This window comes from Arenimonas composti TR7-09 = DSM 18010, assembly GCF_000426365.1.
GTDB classification, from domain to species: Bacteria; Pseudomonadota; Gammaproteobacteria; order Xanthomonadales; family Xanthomonadaceae; genus Arenimonas; species Arenimonas composti.
The window spans coordinates 914,375-932,777 of sequence record NZ_AUFF01000001.1 but is presented as its reverse complement, the minus strand read 5'-3'; the positions used below and the strand labels follow the sequence as shown (position 1 = coordinate 932,777).

The following is an 18,403-nucleotide window of genomic DNA, read 5'->3' as shown; positions in this document are numbered from 1 at the left end:
TCGTAAGGTCCCGCACTGCGGGCGGCGCCGCCTCGTCACGCGTGATGCACCCGGAGTCACCGCAGCGGAATCGACGGGGTGGGCGTGTCCGCGATCGGGTCGAGAATGGATCGGGCTTCGCGCCCTGCGCGCGCCCGCGTCGTCGCTTCCCGAACCGCCCGGCCGATCGGGGCGACGCACTGAACCGGCTTCGCGGAGGCGACGACGCGGGCATAGACTCGACGCATGGCGAAGGTAGGGAAGTACGACAAGGCGGCGGGCGGGCTGGATGCGTTGACGAGCTCGTTCCGGCACGTCCGCGAACAGGGCATCGTGACCCGCGGCGCCCGCACGCTGCTCCGCGCCAACCAGCCCGACGGTTTCGACTGCCCCGGCTGCGCGTGGCCGGACCGCAATCCGCAGTCGTCGTTCGAGTTCTGCGAGAACGGGGTCAAGGCGGTCGCGGCGGAGGCGACGCGGCGGCGCGTCGGGCCGGAATTCTTCGCGCGGCACAGCATCGGATGGCTGGCGGCGCAGGACGACCACTATCTCGAGGCGCAGGGCCGGCTGACGACGCCGATGCTGTACGACGGCCGCGACGACCACTACCACCCGGTCGGCTGGGACGAGGCCTTCGCGCTGATCGCCGCCGAACTGAACGCGCTCGGATCGCCGGACGAGGCGCTGTTCTACACCTCCGGGCGCACGAGCAACGAGGCGGCGTTCCTGTACCAGCTGTTCGTGCGCGAGTTCGGCACCAACAACCTGCCGGACTGCTCGAACCTCTGCCACGAGGCCAGCGGCATCGCCATGGGCGAGCAGATCGGCGTCGGCAAGGGCACGGTGACGCTCGACGATTTCGAGCGCGCCGACGCGATCCTGGTATTCGGCCAGAACCCGGGGACCAACCATCCGCGCATGCTCGGCGAGCTGCGCGCGGCGGCGCGCCGCGGCTGCCGCATCCTCGTCTTCAATCCGCTGCGCGAGCGCGGGCTGGAGCGTTTCGCCGATCCCAAGGACCCGCGCGAGCTGCTCGGCGGCTCGACGCCGATCGCCAGTCACTACTACACGCCGCGGATCGGCGGCGACCTCGCGCTGGTGAAGGGCATGCTGCGGCGGCTGGTCGAAACCGATGCGCTCGATCACGCCTTCATCGCCGGACACACCGACGGCTGGGAAACACTGCGTGCGGATCTGCTGGCGACGTCGTGGGAAGACATCGAGGCCGGCAGCGGCCTGACCCGCGCGCAGATCGAGGAAGCCGCCGACGTCTACGCAGCCGCCGACGCGGCGATCGTGTGCTGGGCGATGGGGATCACCCAGCACCGGCATGCGGTCGGCACGATCCAGATGCTGGTGAACCTGCTGCTCGCGCGTGGCAACCTCGGCCGACCCGGTGCCGGTGCCTGCCCGGTGCGCGGGCATTCGAACGTGCAGGGCGACCGCACGATGGGCATCAACGAGCGGCCGCCGCCGGCCTTCCTCGACGCGCTCGCCGCCGAATTCGGTTTCGAACCGCCGCGTCGCGACGGCCACGACGTGGTCGGCGCGATCGCGGCGATGGCGGCCGGCGAATGCAGGGTGTTCTTCGCGCTCGGCGGCAACTTCGCCGCGGCCAGTCCGGACACGGCGCTGACTGCGCGGGCCCTGCGGCAGTGCGCGCTGACCGTGCACGTGTCGACCAAGCTCAACCGCTCGCACCTGGTGCACGGCCGGCGCGCGCTGATCCTGCCCTGCCTCGGCCGCACCGAAATCGACCTGCAGGCCGGCGGCCCGCAGTCGGTGACGGTCGAGGATTCGATGAGCATGGTGCACCTGTCGGCGGGGCGGAATCCGCCGGCCTCACCCGAACTGCTCAGCGAGCCGGCGATCGTCGCCCGGCTCGCGGCGGCGACGCTGCCGCAGTCGCGCATCCCCTGGCGGGAACTCGTCGCGGACTACGATCGCATCCGCGAGCGCATCGCCCGCGTCGTGCCCGGTTTCGCCGATTTCAACGCCCGCGTGCGCGCGCCCGGCGGCTTCCATCTCGACAATCCGGCGGCGCGCCGTGAATGGCACACCGCCGGTGGACGCGCGCGTTTCGTCGCGCATCCGCTGCCGGCGGCGACGGATCCGCAGCTGTTGACGCTGATGACGATCCGCAGCCACGACCAGTACAACACCACCGTCTACGGCCTGCACGACCGCTATCGCGGCGTGTCCGGCGAGCGGCGGGTCGTCTTCATCGCCCGCGCCGATCTCGAGCGCCTCGGCCTCGCGGCGGGGCAGTGGGTCGATCTGGTGTCGGTGTGGCGCGACGGCGAACGGATCGCCGAACGCTTCCTGCTGGTCGAGTACGCGATTCCGCCCGGCAACATCGCCGCCTACTACCCGGAGACCAATCCACTGGTGCCCTTGGACCATCACGCCGAACGGGCGCGCACGCCGGCGTCGAAGGCGGTGCCGGTGCGCCTGCGGCCACGCCGCGACATCCCGCTGGAGCTGGCGTGAGCGCGGCGCTGCCGCCGTGCCGGGTCGTCGTGCCGGCGCGACGCCTCGATGCCGACGGGCAACACCCGCGCGAGGAAGTGCTGGCGGGGGAAACCGCGGTGGCGCTGCTGTACAACGGCGCCGCGTTCGCGGTGATGATGGCGACGCCGGCCGACCTCGAGGACTTCGCGGTCGGCTTCAGTGTCAGCGAGGGCATCGTCGCGGCTGCCACCGACGTCGCGGTGGTCGACGTGATGGCACTGGAGGCGGGGATCTCTCTGCAGATGCGCATTCCGCAGGCGGCGCACGACGCGCTGGCCGGGCGCGGCCGCAATCTCGCCGGCCGCGGCGGCTGTGGCCTGTGCGGCACCGACACCCTGGAGGCCGCGATCCGGCCGGTGCGCCGGGTCGCGCGGCGGTCGCTCCCGGACGATCGCCTGGCGCCGCAGTTCGCGGCGTTGCACGCGGCGCAGGTCCTGAATGCCGAGACCGGCGCGGTGCATGCGGCGGCGGTGCTCGACGGCGACGGTGGTCTGCACGTGCGCGAGGACGTCGGCCGCCACGTCGCCGTCGACAAGGCGATCGGCGCCTGCCTGCGCGTCGGCGCGGAACCGTGCGCGCTGCTGGTGACCTCGCGAGCCGGCTACGAGGTCGTGCACAAGGCGGCGCAGGCCGGCATCGGCCTCGTCGCCGCGATCTCGGCGCCGACGGCGCTGGCGGTGCGGCTGGCCCACGAGGCAGGCATGGCCCTCGCCGGTTTCGCCCGGGACGGCCGCTGCACGCTGTACGCATGAGTTCGGCGGGCGAGGGGCGCTGTCCGGTCTGCGCGGCGCCGCTGCGCACCGGCCTGTGCGACTGGCACCGGGTCTGCCCGCGCTGCGCTTACGAGGGCAGCACGCTCGTTCCGCGCATCGACACGCAGGCGGCCGGCGGCGATCTCGACGAGGTCGCCCGCGAACAGGCGCTCGGAACCCTGCGGCGGCGCAACTTCGCGCGACTGGCCGCGCGGCTGGCGGCGCCGTCGCGGTCGCTGGCGGGGGACGGCGCGAAACCGCGCCTGCTCGACGTCGGCTGCGCCCACGGCTGGTTCCTGGAAGCGGTTGCGGACACGTTCGCGGCTGAAGGCCTGGAGCCCGATGCCGCGATCGCCGCGGCCAGCCGCGCCCGTGGGCTGGCGGTGCGCGACGGCTACTTCCCCGACGCGCTGGCCCCGGGCGAGCGCTGGGACGTGATCGCGTTCAACGACGTGCTCGAACACATCCCCGACGTCGACGCGGTCCTGGCGGCGTGTCGCCGCCACCTGCGCCCCGGCGGCCTGCTGGTGGTCAATGCACCGGACCGGCGTGGCACCCTTTATCGGGTCGGCAAGGCGCTGGCGCGCGTCGGCCGGCCGGGCGCCTTCGCGCGCCTGTGGCAGCACGGCTTCCCATCGCCGCACGTGCACTACTTCGACGATGCCAGCCTCGGCACGCTGGCGGGCCGGCACGGCTTCGGGCTGCGGACGCGGCTGCGGCTGCCGGCGGTCGGGCTCGCCGGCCTGCGCGAACGCGTGCGTTACGGCGGCGACGTGTCGCCGATGAAGGGCGCCGCGATCGCCGCCGCGGTGGCGATCGCGATTCCGGCGCTCGCCCTGTTGCCCGGCGACATCCACGCCTGGATCTTCCGTCGCGAAGACCGCGAGGATGGGGAGCGATCATCCGGTTTTGACGGCACCCCGGGCGATCCCTAGGCTTGCACCGTCCCGAGTCTCCGGAATCCCCATGTCGCGCAGGAACCGCCGCCCCGGCCTGATCCAGGGCCTGCCCTCGATGCTCACCTATCCGCTGCGCGGGGCGATGCCCTTCATGCTCGGTGCGCTGTGCCTGCTGAGCCTTCTGGAAAAGGCGCCCGGACTCATCGGCCTGGTCTTCTGGGTGCTCTGCACGGTGTTCGCGTTCAAGCTCGCGGTCGAGGCCCTGATCAACACCGCCCACGGCCGCTACGAACCGCTGGCCGCCGACGAACTGACGGCGACCGACGGCGAGGCCTTCAAGCAGCTGGTCCTGCAGTTCCTGATCTCCGCAGGACTGGTCGCCGCGATGTATTTCGGCGGCTGGAAGGGCTTGCTCTGGGCGCTGGCGGCGATGGTGCTGCTCGAGCCCGCGGTGGTGATCCTGCTGGCGATGGAAGGGCGGCTGTTCGCGGCGCTCAATCCGTTGCAGGTCCTGCGTCTGATCGGCCGTCTCGGCGGCGCCTATTTCGCCGTCGTCGCGGTCGTCGCGGTGCTGGTGACCGCGTCGGCCTTCGTCGAGGGCTACCTGCAGGCCAGGCTGCCCTCGATTCCGGGCCATCTGCTGGCGTCGGTGGTCAGCCTGTACTCGCTGATCCTGATCTTCCACGTGCTCGGCGACCTGATCCATCGTCACCACGACGTCCTCGGCCTGGACGTCGAGCCGGCGGTCCCGCGCGCGACCTTCGGCAATCCCTTCGAGGACGAGACGATGGCGGCGGCCGAGCGTGCCGTCGGCGAAGGCCGCCGCGAGGACGCGATCGCGCTGCTCGGCGAGCTGTTCCGCGGTCGCGGTGCCTCCGATCCGGTGCATGACCGGTGGCGCGAATACGTGATCGCCAGCGGCGATGTCGACCGCCTGACCCGGCACGATCGCGAGTACATCGCCAGCCTGCTGGCGACCGGCAAGGACCGCCGCGCGCTCGCGGTGTTCAGCGAAACCCGTCGCCACGATCCGCGCTTCGTCGCCGGCAACGACGAGACCATGGCGCGCCTGGTCGAAACCGCCGCCAACACCGGGCAGGCGCGTCTCGCCGTGCAGATCGCCGAAGGGTTCGAGCAGCAGTTCCCCGGCAGCCCGTTCATTCCGCGTGTCGTGCATGCGGTCGCGTGGACGATGGCCGACCAGTTCGAGCAGACCGATGCGGCGTTGCTGCGGGTACAGAAGGCGATGCGGATCGACCCGGCGCATCCGCTCAACGAGGCGCTGCACGCGCTGGCGCTGAAGATCGACAAGCTGCCGAAGTTCGCGCGCGGCTGAGCGCATCGGGGCCTCCCCTGGGGCGGGGGCCGCGAACCTGAACGAATGCGTTTCCCGGCGTGGCCGGCGTCCGCCGGACGTGGCGTACATGCGCACCGTCCGCCGGCCGCTGCCGCCCGCGGGATGCAACCCGGAGCCGCTTCCGTGCATCCATGGTCAGTGACGGTCCCTGACGACCGCTTCCCGCGCCGCGATCAAGCCATTGATTCGGCGCGGATTTCCTCGGCATGACTTCCAGCCCATGGACGACGTGCTGAGGTGTTGTAGTCTACCAGCACACCAGATCACGAGCCCCCGCCATGAAGACCCTGAACGACTTCTACCGCCTGTTCCCCAGCCGTCCGGCGACCCGCCCCGAACTGGTTCCGTCCACCACCGTGCTGCCGGAGCCCGAGCGCAGCGCCACCCCGGCCAACGAGCCGGTGCTGCCGATGGCCGCGCGCTACCGTCGCCGCGAAATCGGCACCGGCTACGGTCGCAGCAGCGGCTATGCCCAGGACCGCAGCTACGTCCGCGGCCGCGGCGACGACCTGCTGCGGGTCGGCTGAGACATCCCCCACCGGCGGCGTCGCGCACTCCCTCCCCCGGAGCGACGCGCCGGTTTTCCCCGAGGCGGCCCCCGGGCCGCCTTTTTTTCGTCGTGATCCGCCGCCCGACCGCAAGCGCTCAGGCGAGGAAGGAGCGCTCGAAGTCCTCGAGCGGCAGCGGCCGCCCCAGCAGGAAGCCCTGCACCTCGTCGCAGCGCAGCAGGCGCAGCAGCTTGGCCTGCTCCTCGTCCTCGACGCCCTCGGCGACCACCCGCAGCCCCAGCGAGTGCGCGAGGTTGACGATGTTGGTGACGAGCGAGACGGTGTCCGGGCTCTGCGCGAGCAGGGCGACGAAGCTGCGGTCGATCTTCAGCGAGTCGGCCGGCAGCCGCGACAGGTAGTTGAGCGACGAATAACCGGTGCCGAAGTCGTCGATCGCGATCCGGCTGCCGAGGTCGCGCAGCGCCTGCAGCACGCCGATGTTCTGGTGGATGTCGTCCATCAGCATGCTTTCGGTGATCTCGAAATCGAGATCGTGGTCGCCGCCGGCCGGCGCCAGCAGCTCGGTGCAGCCGGCGACGAAGTTCTGCTGCCGCAGCTCCTGCACCGAAACGTTGACGGCGATGCGCAGGCCGGCGATGCCCATGTCGCGCCAGCGCCGGCTGATCTCCAGCCCGCGCCGGCGCACCCAGGCGCCGACGTCGACGATCAGGCCGGTTTCCTCGAGCACCGGGATGAACTCGGCCGGCGACACCAGGCCGCGTTGCGGATGCCGCCAGCGGATCAGTGCCTCGGCGCCGCTGAGGCGGCGGCTGGCACTCTCGAACTTCGGCTGCAGGAAGAGCTCGAACTGCTCGTTCTCGGCGGCGTCGCGCAGCTCGCGCTCGAGTTCGACGCGGCGGGCGGCGCGCCGGCGCGCCTCGTCGGTGAAGGCCTGCACGCTGCGGTCGCGCGCCTTGGCTTCGGCCAGCGCGTCGGCGAGTGCGCGTTCGACTTCCTCGCCGTCGGCAGCCTGCTCGGGCGCGAGCAGCACGGCACCGTGCAGCTTGCCGCGCACCAGTTCGCCGTCGACCAGGAGTGGCCGGTCGCAGCATTCGCCGAGCAGGACCTCGACCCGCGACACCGCCGCCTCGGCATCGCCCTCGGCGGCGAAGCTGAAGACGAAGGAATCGTCGCCGGGGTGGGCGAGCAGGGCGCCGGGCGGCAGCGCGCCCTGCAGCCGCGCCGCGAACTCGCGCAGCAGCTGGTCGCCGAAACCGCGGCCGCGCGACTGATTGAAGTAGCGGAAGCGGTCGACGTCGGCGACACCGACGACCTGGGTCCCGTGCCGCAGCCGGATCGGCAGTTCCTGGTGCAGCGCGGTGCGCGAGGGCAGCCCGGTGGTCTGGTTGTGGAAGACGAGGTGTTCGAGGTGGTCGCTCTGGGCGATGAACTTGCGCGCGTAGTCGATTTCGCCGCCGAGGCGCTCGAGCAGTTCGATCTCCTCGTCCTCGAACCGGCGGCCCTGGCCGGTCCAGACGCAGAGCACGCCCCAGCCGGGATTGCCGATCGGCAGCGACACCTGGGAGCCGAGGCCGAACCGCGGGCCGAGGCAGGACCAGAGCTCCGGCAGGCCGGGTTCGTCGAAGTCGGCCAGCAGCCGCGGGCTGCCGCTCGCAAGCGCCTGGACCGAGGGCAGGGACTGCCACGCCGGATCGTCGGGAGCGATCGCGCCGAGCCCCTGCAGGTATGCGGTGAGTGCTTCGTCGCCGAAGCCGTGGCCGACGCGCAGGCGCCCGTCCGAGCCCCTGCGCGACACCACCGCGCCGGCGAAGCCGCCCTGTTCGACCAGCAGCCGGCAGGTCATGTCGAACAGCGCGTGGAGGTCGCGCGAGCGCAGGATCGCGTTGCCGAAGGAGCTGAGCACCGCGTGCATGCGCGCCAGGTGTTCGATCTTCTCGGCCTGCTTCACGCGCAGGGTGACGTCGCGCTGGACGCCGCGGTAGCCGATGATTTCGCCGCTCGCGTCGAGCATCGGCTTGGCCGTGCTCTCCAGCCAGACCAGGTGGCCGTCGGCATGGCGCCAGCGGCTGACGTCGTTGCGCCAGCCGCGGCGTTCGGCGAAGTGCTGGGTGTACAGCGAGCGGACGCGTTCGCGGTCCTCGGCGAGGAGCAGGTCGACGATGGGGCGGCCGATCAGCGCGCTTGCGCGGTAGCCGAGCAGGTCGCGGGTCGATTCATTGCAATAGGTAAGCCGCCCTTCCTTGTCGGTCTGCCAGATCCAGTCTCCCGTGGTCTCCGCGATCGCTCGGAAGCGCTCCTCACTTTCTCTGAGGGCCGCGGCGGCCTTCGCCAGTTCGCTACGCTCGGAAGCGTTGCGCAGGGCCCGTTCCAGGGCTGGCCGCAGCCGGCGCAGGTTGTCCTTGAGCACATAATCGGCCGCGCCGCGCTGCAGCGCCTCGATCGCGCGTTCCTCGCCGATCGTGCCGGACACGAACAGGAACGGGGTATCGGGCGATACCTCCTGCACGATCTCGAGCGCGCGCTGGCCGCTGAAGCCGGGCATCGAGAAGTCGCTGAGCACCGCCTGCGGCGCGAAGTCCCGCAGCGCATCCCGCAGGGCGGACTCGCTGGCGACGACGCGCACGGACATCGGCCCGACGTCGGCGAGGGCGCGGGAGATCAAGGCCTGGTCGTCGGGCGAATCCTCGACCATCAGGATCCGCAGCGGGCTCGGTGCCATCCAGGGGTCTGCCGGCAAACGGTTCCCCGAATATCTAGCACCGTGGGCGGCCGTTGCAAACCCGGACTTCCTCCAGATGTGCTGCAGGGCACGCAATGCCTGCGCCGCGGCGCCGCGATGCACGTTTGACAAGCGTGAAGGGCAACGGCTATTACCGGTCGAGGTCTGCAGGAGCCGGAAGCCGCATGCTGCGACGCAAGCCGCCGACCCCGACGCTGCGCCCCGCCGCCTGGCTGCTGGCGGCCGCTTTCGCCGCTCCTGTCGCCGCGTCCATCCGGGACGGCGACGAACTGGCGAACCTCAGCCTCGAGGAGCTGGCCGATGTCCAGGTGACGTCGGTGTCCCGGCGCGCCCAGCGGCTGGCGGACGCCGCCGCCGCCATCCAGGTGATCACGGCCGAAGACATCCGTCGCGCCGGCGCCACCCGGCTGCCGGAAGCGCTGCGGCTGGCGAGCAACCTGCAGGTCGCCCGGGTCGGCGCCAACACCTGGGCGATCACCGCCCGCGGCTTCAACAACGCCCTCGGCAACAAGCTGCTGGTGCTGGTCGACGGCCGCACCGTGTACACGCCGCTGTTCTCCGGTGTGTTCTGGGACAGTCAGGACGTCATGCTCGAGGACGTCGAGCGGATCGAAGTGATCAGCGGCCCCGGTTCCACCCTGTGGGGAGCGAACGCGGTCAATGGCGTGATCAACGTGATCACGAAGCGGCCGGTCGACACCGTCGGCGGGCTGGTCGCAGTCGGCGGCGGCGGCGAGGGCGATCTCGCCGCCGTGCGCTGGGGCGGCGCCTTCGCCGGCGGCCACGCCCGCGCCTATGCCCGCCGCTACCGGCTCGACGACAGCGACAATGCCGCCGGTATCGCCCTCGGCGACGGCTGGCGCGGCCAGCAGGCCGGCTTCCGTGCCGAATGGGGCGGCGACCAGCGTCGCTTCAACCTGCAGGGCGATGTCCACCGCGGCGAGTCCGACGGTTCCGTGTTCGGGCCGGTCGAGACTTCCGGTTTCAACCTGATGGCGCGCTGGCGCGACATCGACGCCGACGGCGACGGCTGGCGGCTGCAGGCGTATTACGACGCCGCCGACCGTGATGACCCGCTGCAGTTCCACGACCGGATGCGGGTGTTCGACCTCGAGTTCCTGCATGCCTTCCGGCGCGGCCGGCACGCCCTGGTGTGGGGCGCCGGCTGGCGGCATGCGCGCGACCACGTCCAGGCCGGGCTCATCACGACCTTCCTGCCGAACCGCAAGTCGCTCGACGGGTGGAACGTCTACGTGCAGGACGCGCTCGCGCTGGGCGAACGCGGCGAACTCACCCTCGGGCTGAAGCTCGACCACAACGATTACACCGGCGCCGAGTGGCTGCCGAACCTGCGCTTCGCGTGGCGCGGCGAGGGCGACCTGCTGCTGTGGGGGGCGCTGTCGCGGGCGGTGCGCTCGCCGTCGCGGATCGACCGCGAGTTCTACCTGCCGTCGGTGCCGCCCTTCCTCATCGACGGCGGCCCCGACTTCGTTTCCGAGATCGCGCACGTCGCCGAGTTGGGCCTGCGCGACACCGGCGGCGACGGCCGCCTGCAGTATTCGCTGACCGCCTTCCACGCCGACTACGACCGCCTGCGCAGCGGCCAGCCCGGCGGCAGCGGCTTCCGGGTCGAGAACTGGAGCGAGGGCCGGGTCGCCGGCCTCGAATTGTCCGGCAGCTGGCAGGTGACACCCGGCTGGCGGCTGAGCGGCGGCGGCGTCCGCCAGTGGATCGACCTGCGGCAGAAGCCGGGCGGCCTCGACCCCGACGGCACGACCGCGCTCGGCAACGATCCGCCGTGGTACTGGCAGCTGCGCTCGAGCCACACCTTCGGCGCCTTCGAGTTCGACCTCGGCGTGCGCGGTGTCGCGGCGCTGCCGGCGCCGCGGGTCGCACGCTACACCCAGGTCGACGTCGGGCTCGGCTGGCGACCGACGCCGGTGCTGTCCCTGCGCCTGCAGGTGCTCGATGCGCTGGACGAGGCGCAGGTCGAGTTCCAGCCCGGCCTGTTGTCGCTGCCGGCGCAGTTCGGACGGCGGGTCTGGGCCGGAGTCGAATGGCGATGGTGAAGCGCGGTCGCGCGGACCTGCGGTGGCTGTTACTGGCTCTCGCGGCGATCGCGGCGACGACGCCGGGGCCGGCGCCGGCGGAGGTAGCGGCGCCCGCCGCGGTGCCGGCGGCCGGCGGCGATCGGCAGGCGACCGAAGCGGCGGTCAAGGCGGCCTTCGTGTTCAAGTTCGGCGAATACGTCGAGTGGCCGCCGGAACATTTTCCTGCCGCGGATACGCCCTTGCGCATCGGCGTGTTCGCGAACGACGAGGTCGCCGGCGAACTCGAGCGCATCGTCGCCGGGCGCACGATGGCAGGCCACCCGGTGCAGGTGTACCGGCTGCAGCGCGGCGACCGCGTCGACGACCTGCAACTGCTGTACGTCGGCGCCCGCGGCGAGGAGGGCGACGGCCTGCTGGCCGCTGCCGGCGACGGCGTGTTGACGGTGACCGACGCCCCCGGGGCGGTACCGCGCGGCAGCGTGATCAACTTCGTCGTGGTCGACGCCCGCGTGCGCTTCGATGTCGCCCTGCGCACCGCCGAGCAGCGCCACCTGCGGATCAGCTCGCGCCTGCTCGCGGTCGCCCGCAACGTGTCCGGGAGGCGCTGATGGCGGTCCAGGTCGCCAGTCCGCTGGCTCGCACGCTCTCGCGGATCATGCTGGTCACGGCCTTCACCGCGCTGATGGTCGCGTTGACCGCGATCGTCGCCTGGGACCTGCGCGCCTACCACGCGCGCACCACCGCCGACCTGCAGACCCAGGCCGAACTGCTGGCGCGCGCGACCGCCGCCGCCGTCGCCTTCGACGACGTGCAGGCGGCGACCGAGAACCTCGAACTGATGCAGCTGCGGCCGACCATCCAGGCAGCCGCGGTGTACACGGCCCGCGGCGAACGGTTCGCGGCCTGGCACCGCGCAGACCAGTCGGTGGACGACTTCCCGCCGCTGCCGGAAGGCGACGGTGCCGCGGTGCACGGCCGGCGGATGGTGATCTTCCGGCGGATCGTCGACGGTTCCGGCATCGCCGGCACGGTCTACCTGCGCGCCGACTACGAGCTGCTCGGGCGCTTCGGCGAGTACACGGTGATCAGCACCGGCGCGCTGCTGGTCGCGTTGGCGATCGCCCTGCTGCTGTCGCGGCGGCTGGCGCGGGTGATCACCGGGCCGGTGCTGGACATGGCCGGGGTCGCGCGGGCGATCGAACGCGACCGCGACTATTCGCGCCGCGCCGCCGCCGGCGGTGACGACGAACTGGGCCTGCTGGCGGAAACGCTGAACCGCATGCTCGCCGAGATCGAGCGCCGCACCGAGGCGCTGGAGGCGGCGAACGCCGAGCTCGCCCGCGAGGTCGGCGATCGTTCGCGGGCCGAGGCCGAGGTCGTTCGCCTGAACGCCGAACTGGAGGCGCGGGTGGCCGAACGCACCGCCCAGCTGGAGGCGGCGAACCAGGAACTCGAGACCTTCTGCTATTCGGTGTCGCACGATCTGCGCGCACCGCTGCGTTCGATCAACGGCTTCAGCCAGGCGCTGGTGGAGGACTTCCCGGACGCGGTGGAAGCCGGCGCGCGGCGCTACCTCGACCGCATCCGCGCCGCCAGCCAGCGCATGGGCCAGCTGATCGAGGACCTGCTGACGCTGTCGCAGGTCAGCCGCGGCAGCCTGCAGCGCAGCGAGTTCGACCTCGGCGAGCTGGCGCGGACGGTGCTCGCCGATCTCGCCCAGCGCGAACCCGAACGGCGGGTCGAGGTGTCGGTGTGGTCGCCGATGCCGGTGAACGCCGACCGGCGGCTGGTGCAGGCCCTGCTGGAGAACCTGCTCGGCAACGCCTGGAAATTCAGCGCCCGCGCCGATGCGGCGCGCATCGAGGTCGGCGTGCTGCGCGACGGGAGCCAGCAGATCTTCTTCGTCCGCGACAATGGCGCCGGCTTCGACATGCAGTACGCCGACAAGCTGTTCGCGCCGTTCCAGCGCCTGCATTCGGGCGACGACTTCGCCGGCACCGGCATCGGCCTGGCGACCGTGCAGCGCATCGTGCACCGGCACGGCGGCCGGATCTGGGCCGACGCCCGTGTCGGTGCCGGCGCCGTCTTCCATTTCACCCTGCCACCCCCGGGAGAATGACATGGCCGAAAAACTCATCCTCGTGGTCGAGGACAACCCGGACGACGAGGAATTCACCCTGCGCGCCCTGAAGCGGGCGAAGGTCACCAATCCGATCCACGTCGTGCGCGACGGCGCCGAGGCGGTCGACTTCCTGTTCGCCAGCGGTGCCTACGCCGATCGCGACCCGAAGGAACGGCCGGCGGTGGTCCTGCTCGACCTCAAGCTGCCCAAGCTCGGCGGCATCGAGGTGCTGCAGCGGATGCGCGCCGCCGAGCACCTGAAGCTGGTGCCGGTGGTGATCCTGACCTCCTCGAGCGAGGAGGAGGACAAGCTCAACAGCTACCTGTCCGGTGCCAACAGCTACGTCCGCAAGCCGGTGGAGTTCGCCGCCTTCGCCGACGCGGTGGCGAAACTCGGGGTGTACTGGCTGCTGCTCAACGAGGGACCGCCGGAGCGGTGAGTCCGCTGGCGGTCGTCGGCGCTACGCGACGACCACCTCCGCGGCGGCAGCGGCCACCGGCGCCTGGCGGCTGACGAGCTTGCGCAGCGCCACGTAGAACACCGGCGTCAGCAGCAGCCCGAACAGGGTCACACCGAGCATGCCGGCGAAGACCGTGATGCCGGTGACGACCCGCACCTCGGCGCCGGCGCCGGTGGCGAACAGCAGCGGCACCGTGCCGGCGATGAAGGCGATCGACGTCATCACGATCGGGCGCAGGCGCAGCCGCGAGGCTTCCAGCGCCGCTTCGACGATGCCGCGGCCGTGCTGTTCCAGTTCGCGCGCGAACTCGACGATCAGGATCGCGTTCTTGCAGGCCAGTCCCATCAGCACGACCAGGCCGACCTGCACGAAGACGTTGTTGTCGCCACCGCTCAGCCACACCCCGAACAGCGCCGACAGCAGCGTCATCGGCACGATCAGGATCACCGCCAGCGGCAGCGTCCAGCTTTCGTAGAGCGCCGCCAGCACCAGGAAGGCGAGCAGCACCGCCAGCGGGAACACCACCTTCGCGGCATCGCCCTGGGTCGATTCCTGATAGCTCAGGTCGCTCCAGTCGGTGCCCATGCCCGGCGGCAGCACCTGCGCGGCGATCTCCTCGACCTTCGCCATCGCCTCGGCGGAGGAGAACATCCGCGGGTCGGCTTCGCCGAGCAGGTCCGCGGCCGGATAGCCGTTGAAGCGGATCACCGGGTCGGGGCCGTAACCCTGGCGGATCGTCACCAGGCTGGCCACCGGCACCATCTCGCCGCGGTCGTTGCGCACGCGCAGGTTGCCGATGTCCTCGACGCTGTCGCGGAAGTGGCCGTCGGCCTGGGCGATCACCTGCCACGTGCGGCCGAACAGGTTGAAGTCGTTGACGTAGGCCGAGCCGAGATAGATCTGCAGCGTTTCGAACAGTTCGGTCAGCGGCACGCCTTGTGCCTTCGCCTTCACCCGGTCGACCTCGGCGTCGAGCTGCGGCACGTTCGCCTGGTAGCTGCTGATCGGATAGCCCATGCCGGGCGTCTGCGACACCGCGCCCTGGAACCCGGCGACCGCCTCCTGCAGGGCGCCGTAACCGAGCGCCGCGCGGTCCTCGATGAACAGCGAATAGCCCGAACCGTTGCCCAGGCCCTGGATCGGCGGCGGCATCAACGCGAATCCGAAGCCACTGTCGACCTCGGCGGCGATGCGGGCATTGAGCTCGGCGGTGATCTCGGCGGCGCTGCGCGTGCGCTGGTCGAAGGGGTCGAGGGTGAAGAACACCACGCCGCTGTTCGGCGTGTTGGTGAACTGCAGCGGATTCAGGCCGGGGAAGGCGATCTCGCCGTCGATGCCGTCGATGGAGGTCGCGATCGCGGCGATCTGCCGCAGCGTCGCATCGGTGCGTTCGATCGAGGCGCCCTCGGGCATCTTCACGCCGGCGATCAGGTACAGCTTGTCCTGCACAGGGATGAAGCCGCGCGGCACCGCCGAGAACACCAGCACCGTCGCCGCCAGCAGCACCGCGTACACCGCGAACACCGCGCCGCGGCGGCCGAGCGAACGCTTCACCGCCGCCTCGTAGCGGTGCGCGCTGCGGCCGAAGAAGCGGTTGAACGGCACGAACAGCCAGCCGAACAGGCGGTCGATCAGCCGGGTCGGCGCGTCCTTCTCGGCGCCGTGCGGGCGCAGCAGGCGCGCGGCCAGCGCCGGCGACAGGGTCAGCGAGTTGATCGCCGAGATCACCGTCGAGATCGCGATCGTCACCGCGAACTGCTTGTAGAACTGGCCGGTGACGCCGTCGAGGAAGGCCATCGGCACGAACACCGCGCACAGCACCAGGGCGATCGCGATGATCGGCCCGGACACTTCCTTCATCGCCGCGTGCGCCGCCTGCAGCGGGGTGTGCCCCTGCTCGATCCAGCGTTCGACGTTCTCGACCACGACGATGGCGTCGTCGACGACGATGCCGATCGCCAGCACCAGTCCGAACAGGGTCAGCGTGTTCACCGAGAAGCCGAGCAGGTACAGCACCGCGAAGGTGCCGACGACCGAAACCGGCACCGCCAGCAGCGGGATGACCGACGCACGCCAGGTCTGCAGGAACAGGATCACCACGAGCACGACGAGCACGGTCGCCTCGAGCAGGGTGGCCACGACCGCGTCGATCGAGTCGCGCACGAAGATCGTGGTGTCGTAGACCGAGGTGATCTCGACGCCGGGCGGCAGCCGCGGCCGCAGTTCCTCCATCTTCGCCACGACCGCGTCGCGGATCTGCAGCGCGTTGGCGCCCGGCGCCTGGAAGATGCCGATCGCCGCGGCGGCGTCGCCGTTCAGGCGCGAGCGCAGGGTGTAGTCGCCGCCGGCGAGTTCGATGCGGGCGACGTCGCCGAGGCGGACGATCTCGCCGTCGGCGCCGGCCTCGAGCACGATCTGCGCGAACTCGTCCGGCGTTTCCAGCCGGCCGCGCGCATTGATCATCAGCAGGAAGTCGCTGCCGTTCGGCATCGGTTCGGCGCCGAGCTGGCCGGCCGACACCTGCACGTTCTGCTCGCGCACCGCCCGCAGCACGTCGCCGGCGCTGAGGCCCCGGGCGGCGATCGCGTCGGGGTCCAGCCACAGGCGCATCGCGTAGTCGCCGCCGCCGAACAGCGCGGCATCGCCGACACCGGGGATGCGCGCGAGCTCGTCGCGTACGTGCAGGCGCATCCAGTTGCGCAGGTACAGCGAGTCGTAGCTGCCGTCGGTCGACACCAGGTGCACGACCATCAGGAACACAGGCGACTGCTTCTGGGTCGTCACGCCTTGCCGGCGCACGTCCTCCGGCAGTCGCGCCAGCGCCTGGGCGACGCGATTCTGCACGCGCACCGCGGCATCGTCCGGGTCGACGCCGGGCCGGAAGGTGACGGTGAGCTGCAGCACGCCGTCGGAACCTGCGACGGACTTGATGTACATCATGTCCTCGACGCCGTCGATCGCCTCCTCGAGCGGTGTCGCCACCGTCTCGGCGATCACCTTCGGGTTGGCGCCCGGATACACGGTGCGCACGACCACCGACGGCGGCACCACCTCCGGGTATTCGCCGACCGGCAACTGCGGCAGCGCGATCAGGCCGGCGGCGAAGATCACGATCGAAAGGACCGCGGCGAAGATCGGGCGGTCGATGAAGAACCTGGAGAAATCCATTGTCTGCTCCCGGAGAGCTCAGAACGCAGGTCAGCGCGCCGCGACCGCCGCAGGGGCCGCGCCACCCTCGGCTTCCACCGGCGCCAGCGGCATCCCGGGGAAGAAGATCCGCTGCACGCCGCCGACGACCACGCGGTCGCCGGGCTGCAGCCCGCTCTCGATCATCCGCAGGCCGTCGATCAGCCGGCCGGGGACCACGTCGCGGCGTTCGGCGGTGTCGTTGGCGCCGACGACGTAGACGTACTTGCGGTCCTGGTCGGTGAGCACGGCCTTGTCGTCGACGAGCAGCGCCGGCTGCGGGCTGTCGGCGAGCAGCTGCACGCGTGCGAACAGGCCGGGGCGGAAGACGCGGTCGGGATTCGCCAGCACGGCGCGGGCGCGGATCGTCCCGGTGCCCGGGTCGACGCGGTTGTCGACGAAGTCGAGCCGGCCGGCGTGCGGCCAGCCCTCCTCGCCGGCGAGGCCGACGCGCACCGGATTGCCGTCGGCGCGGGCACGGCCGCCGTCGCGGGCTTCGCGGTCGTAGCGCAGCCAGGTCTGTTCGTCGCCTTCGAAGTACACGTGCACGGGGTCCAGCGAGACGATCGTCGTCAACACCGTCGCGTCGGCGGCGGCGAGGTTGCCGGCGGTGACCTCGGCGCGGCCGGCGAGGCCGTCGATCGGCGCGCGCACGCGGGTGAATTCCAGGTCCAGCCGCGCGACTTCGACCTGCGCCTGCGCCGCGCGCACGTCGGCTTCGGTCTGGGCGGCGACGGCACGCCGTTGCTCGAGCTGCTCGGCCGAGATCAGCCGGGTTTCGGCGAGCTGCCGCGCCCGTGCGAGCTCGCTGCCGGCCTGGGCGGCGCGGCTGCGGGCACCGGCGAGTTCGGCCTCGGCGCGCGCCAGCGCGGCCCGGTATTCGCGGTCGTCGATCACGAAGAGGACGTCGCCGCGGCGCACTTCCTGGCCTTCGCGGAACGCGATGCGGTCGATGTAGCCGCCGACGCGCGCCCGCACCGCGACACTTTCGACCGCGGCGATGCGGCCGGTGAATTCGTCGGCGCGGGCCACGTCGCGTTCGACCACCGCGGCCACGGTGACCTGCGCGGGCGCGATCGTGCCGCTCTCCTGTGCCTGCAGCGAGCAGGCGGTGGCGACGGCGAGGGTGAGGGCGAAGGTGGCCGCGCGGGCGAGGCGGGGCAGGCGGAAGGCGTTCATGGGTTCACCTCGTGACGGAGTTCGGAGCGGGAAGGGCGCGGCGGCGGCGGTCGTAGCGGACGACCGGCTCGGTGCCGGCGCCGGCGAGCAGGTCGGCGACCTGCAGCGCGACCTCGTCGGGGCTCGGCCAGGCGGCACCCGCGCAGTGCTGCTTGTCGGCGGTGCGCAGCGGCGCACAGACCGTGAACTGCTGCACCCGCACGCCGGTGGCGAGCATTTCCTCGCGCAGCACCCGCGCGAGCATGCGCAGCGCCGCCTGGGCGACCGACAGCTGGCCGTAGCCGGCCCACGGCGCGTCGGCGGACGGACCGCCGAACAGGACCCAGTGCGCCGGAGCGCCGCGTTCGGCGAGCAGCGGCAGCAGGTGGCGGGCGGCGAGCAGGTGCGGAAACAGGTCCTCGTCGAGCTTGCGCTGCAGCGTCGCCGCCGGTTCGTCGACCAGCCGGCCGGGGGTGAAGCCGGCGCCGATCACCGCGACCACCGCATCGGGCGGCCGCCGCAATAGCCGCACCGCATTGGCGAGGGCGGCGGCCGCGGTCTCGGTGGCGGTGTCGCCGTGCACCACCTGCAGGGCCGGAGACGGCGGCGGCACCGGCGTCCCCGGCGGCGTCACCGCGATCACCGGGCGGCCGCGGGCGAGCAGGGCCGACACGATGGC

The 18,403-nt window shown here is 71.6% G+C and carries 13 protein-coding genes; 9 read left to right on the top strand and 4 right to left on the bottom strand.

Annotated features, from left to right (window positions below):
• Nucleotides 1-225: 225 nt before the first annotated feature.
• From K311_RS0104240 to K311_RS0104220, 5 genes are all read left to right on the top strand, one after another.
• Nucleotides 226-2,469 carry an FdhF/YdeP family oxidoreductase gene (locus tag K311_RS0104240; protein WP_026816288.1) on the top strand — a complete coding sequence of 748 codons (2,244 nt, stop codon included), beginning with the start codon at nt 226-228 and terminating at the stop codon, nt 2,467-2,469.
• Nucleotides 2,466-3,242 (top strand): formate dehydrogenase accessory sulfurtransferase FdhD, encoded by a 777-nt coding sequence (fdhD, locus tag K311_RS0104235; protein WP_026816287.1) that lies wholly within the window; start codon nt 2,466-2,468, stop codon nt 3,240-3,242. Before K311_RS0104240 ends, fdhD begins: the two co-directional genes overlap by 4 nt.
• Nucleotides 3,239-4,177: a class I SAM-dependent methyltransferase gene (locus K311_RS17465; RefSeq protein WP_051239461.1), complete on the top strand. Its 939-nt coding sequence runs from the start codon at nt 3,239-3,241 to the stop codon at nt 4,175-4,177. Before fdhD ends, K311_RS17465 begins: the two co-directional genes overlap by 4 nt.
• Nucleotides 4,178-4,208: 31 nt before the next feature.
• A complete protein-coding gene (locus tag K311_RS0104225) occupies nt 4,209-5,477 on the top strand; it encodes a hypothetical protein (protein ID WP_026816286.1) in 1,269 nt (422 codons plus the stop codon).
• Between the two features lie 299 nt (nt 5,478-5,776).
• On the top strand, nt 5,777-6,025 hold the full coding sequence (locus tag K311_RS0104220; RefSeq protein ID WP_026816285.1) for a hypothetical protein: 249 nt from the start codon (nt 5,777-5,779) through the stop codon (nt 6,023-6,025).
• Nucleotides 6,026-6,143: 118 nt separating this feature from the next.
• Here K311_RS0104220 and K311_RS0104215 read toward each other — a convergent pair whose 3' ends face one another.
• Nucleotides 6,144-8,726 carry an EAL domain-containing protein gene (locus K311_RS0104215; protein ID WP_026816284.1) on the bottom strand — a complete coding sequence of 861 codons (2,583 nt, stop codon included), beginning with the start codon at nt 8,724-8,726 and terminating at the stop codon, nt 6,144-6,146.
• A 185-nt stretch (nt 8,727-8,911) separates the two neighbouring features.
• On the opposite strand from K311_RS0104215, the gene K311_RS15230 reads away from it, so the two are divergent.
• Genes K311_RS15230 through K311_RS0104195 form a run of 4 tightly spaced genes read left to right on the top strand, consistent with a single transcriptional unit; the run spans nt 8,912 to nt 13,359 of the window.
• Nucleotides 8,912-10,816, top strand: coding sequence for a TOL_0244 family TonB-dependent receptor (locus K311_RS15230; protein WP_051239460.1), 1,905 nt, complete (start codon nt 8,912-8,914; stop codon nt 10,814-10,816).
• On the top strand, nt 10,813-11,406 hold the full coding sequence (locus tag K311_RS15225; RefSeq protein WP_161627292.1) for a TOL_0243 family YfiR-like periplasmic protein: 594 nt from the start codon (nt 10,813-10,815) through the stop codon (nt 11,404-11,406). The genes K311_RS15230 and K311_RS15225 overlap by 4 nt, the downstream gene beginning before the upstream one ends.
• Entirely contained in the window at nt 11,406-12,917 is a 1,512-nt protein-coding gene (locus tag K311_RS17460; RefSeq protein WP_051239458.1) for a sensor histidine kinase, YfiR-like protein-associated, read from the top strand. The genes K311_RS15225 and K311_RS17460 overlap by 1 nt, the downstream gene beginning before the upstream one ends.
• Before the next feature lies 1 nt (nt 12,918).
• Nucleotides 12,919-13,359, top strand: coding sequence for a response regulator (locus K311_RS0104195; protein WP_026816283.1), 441 nt, complete (start codon nt 12,919-12,921; stop codon nt 13,357-13,359).
• A gap of 21 nt (nt 13,360-13,380) precedes the next feature.
• Here the strand turns inward: K311_RS0104195 and K311_RS0104190 are convergent, their stop codons facing one another.
• From K311_RS0104190 to K311_RS15215, 3 genes are read right to left on the bottom strand one after another with little or no spacing between them, the layout of a single operon-like run.
• Entirely contained in the window at nt 13,381-16,548 is a 3,168-nt protein-coding gene (locus tag K311_RS0104190) for an efflux RND transporter permease subunit (protein ID WP_026816282.1), read from the bottom strand.
• 30 nt (nt 16,549-16,578) lie between these two features.
• The gene (locus tag K311_RS0104185; protein ID WP_051239457.1) at nt 16,579-17,745 is read right to left on the bottom strand and encodes an efflux RND transporter periplasmic adaptor subunit; all 1,167 of its coding nucleotides are present in this window, start codon (nt 17,743-17,745) and stop codon (nt 16,579-16,581) included.
• 4 nt (nt 17,746-17,749) lie between these two features.
• Nucleotides 17,750-18,397, bottom strand: coding sequence for an SDR family oxidoreductase (locus K311_RS15215; protein WP_051239456.1), 648 nt, complete (start codon nt 18,395-18,397; stop codon nt 17,750-17,752).
• Between the last annotated feature and the right edge of the window lie 6 nt (nt 18,398-18,403).

Bases quoted from the DNA above. Each gene is read 5' to 3' on its own strand.
- K311_RS0104240 (WP_026816288.1), top strand. From the start codon at position 226: ATGGCGAAGGTAGGGAAGTACGACAAGGCGGCGGGCGGGCTGGATGCG.
- K311_RS17465 (WP_051239461.1), top strand. From the start codon at position 3,239: ATGAGTTCGGCGGGCGAGGGGCGCTGTCCGGTCTGCGCGGCGCCGCTG.
- K311_RS0104225 (WP_026816286.1), top strand. From the start codon at position 4,209: ATGTCGCGCAGGAACCGCCGCCCCGGCCTGATCCAGGGCCTGCCCTCG.
- K311_RS0104220 (WP_026816285.1), top strand. From the start codon at position 5,777: ATGAAGACCCTGAACGACTTCTACCGCCTGTTCCCCAGCCGTCCGGCG.
- K311_RS0104215 (WP_026816284.1), bottom strand. From the start codon at position 8,726: ATGGCACCGAGCCCGCTGCGGATCCTGATGGTCGAGGATTCGCCCGAC.
- K311_RS15230 (WP_051239460.1), top strand. From the start codon at position 8,912: ATGCTGCGACGCAAGCCGCCGACCCCGACGCTGCGCCCCGCCGCCTGG.
- K311_RS17460 (WP_051239458.1), top strand. From the start codon at position 11,406: ATGGCGGTCCAGGTCGCCAGTCCGCTGGCTCGCACGCTCTCGCGGATC.
- K311_RS0104195 (WP_026816283.1), top strand. From the start codon at position 12,919: ATGGCCGAAAAACTCATCCTCGTGGTCGAGGACAACCCGGACGACGAG.
- K311_RS0104190 (WP_026816282.1), bottom strand. From the start codon at position 16,548: ATGGATTTCTCCAGGTTCTTCATCGACCGCCCGATCTTCGCCGCGGTC.
- K311_RS0104185 (WP_051239457.1), bottom strand. From the start codon at position 17,745: ATGAACGCCTTCCGCCTGCCCCGCCTCGCCCGCGCGGCCACCTTCGCC.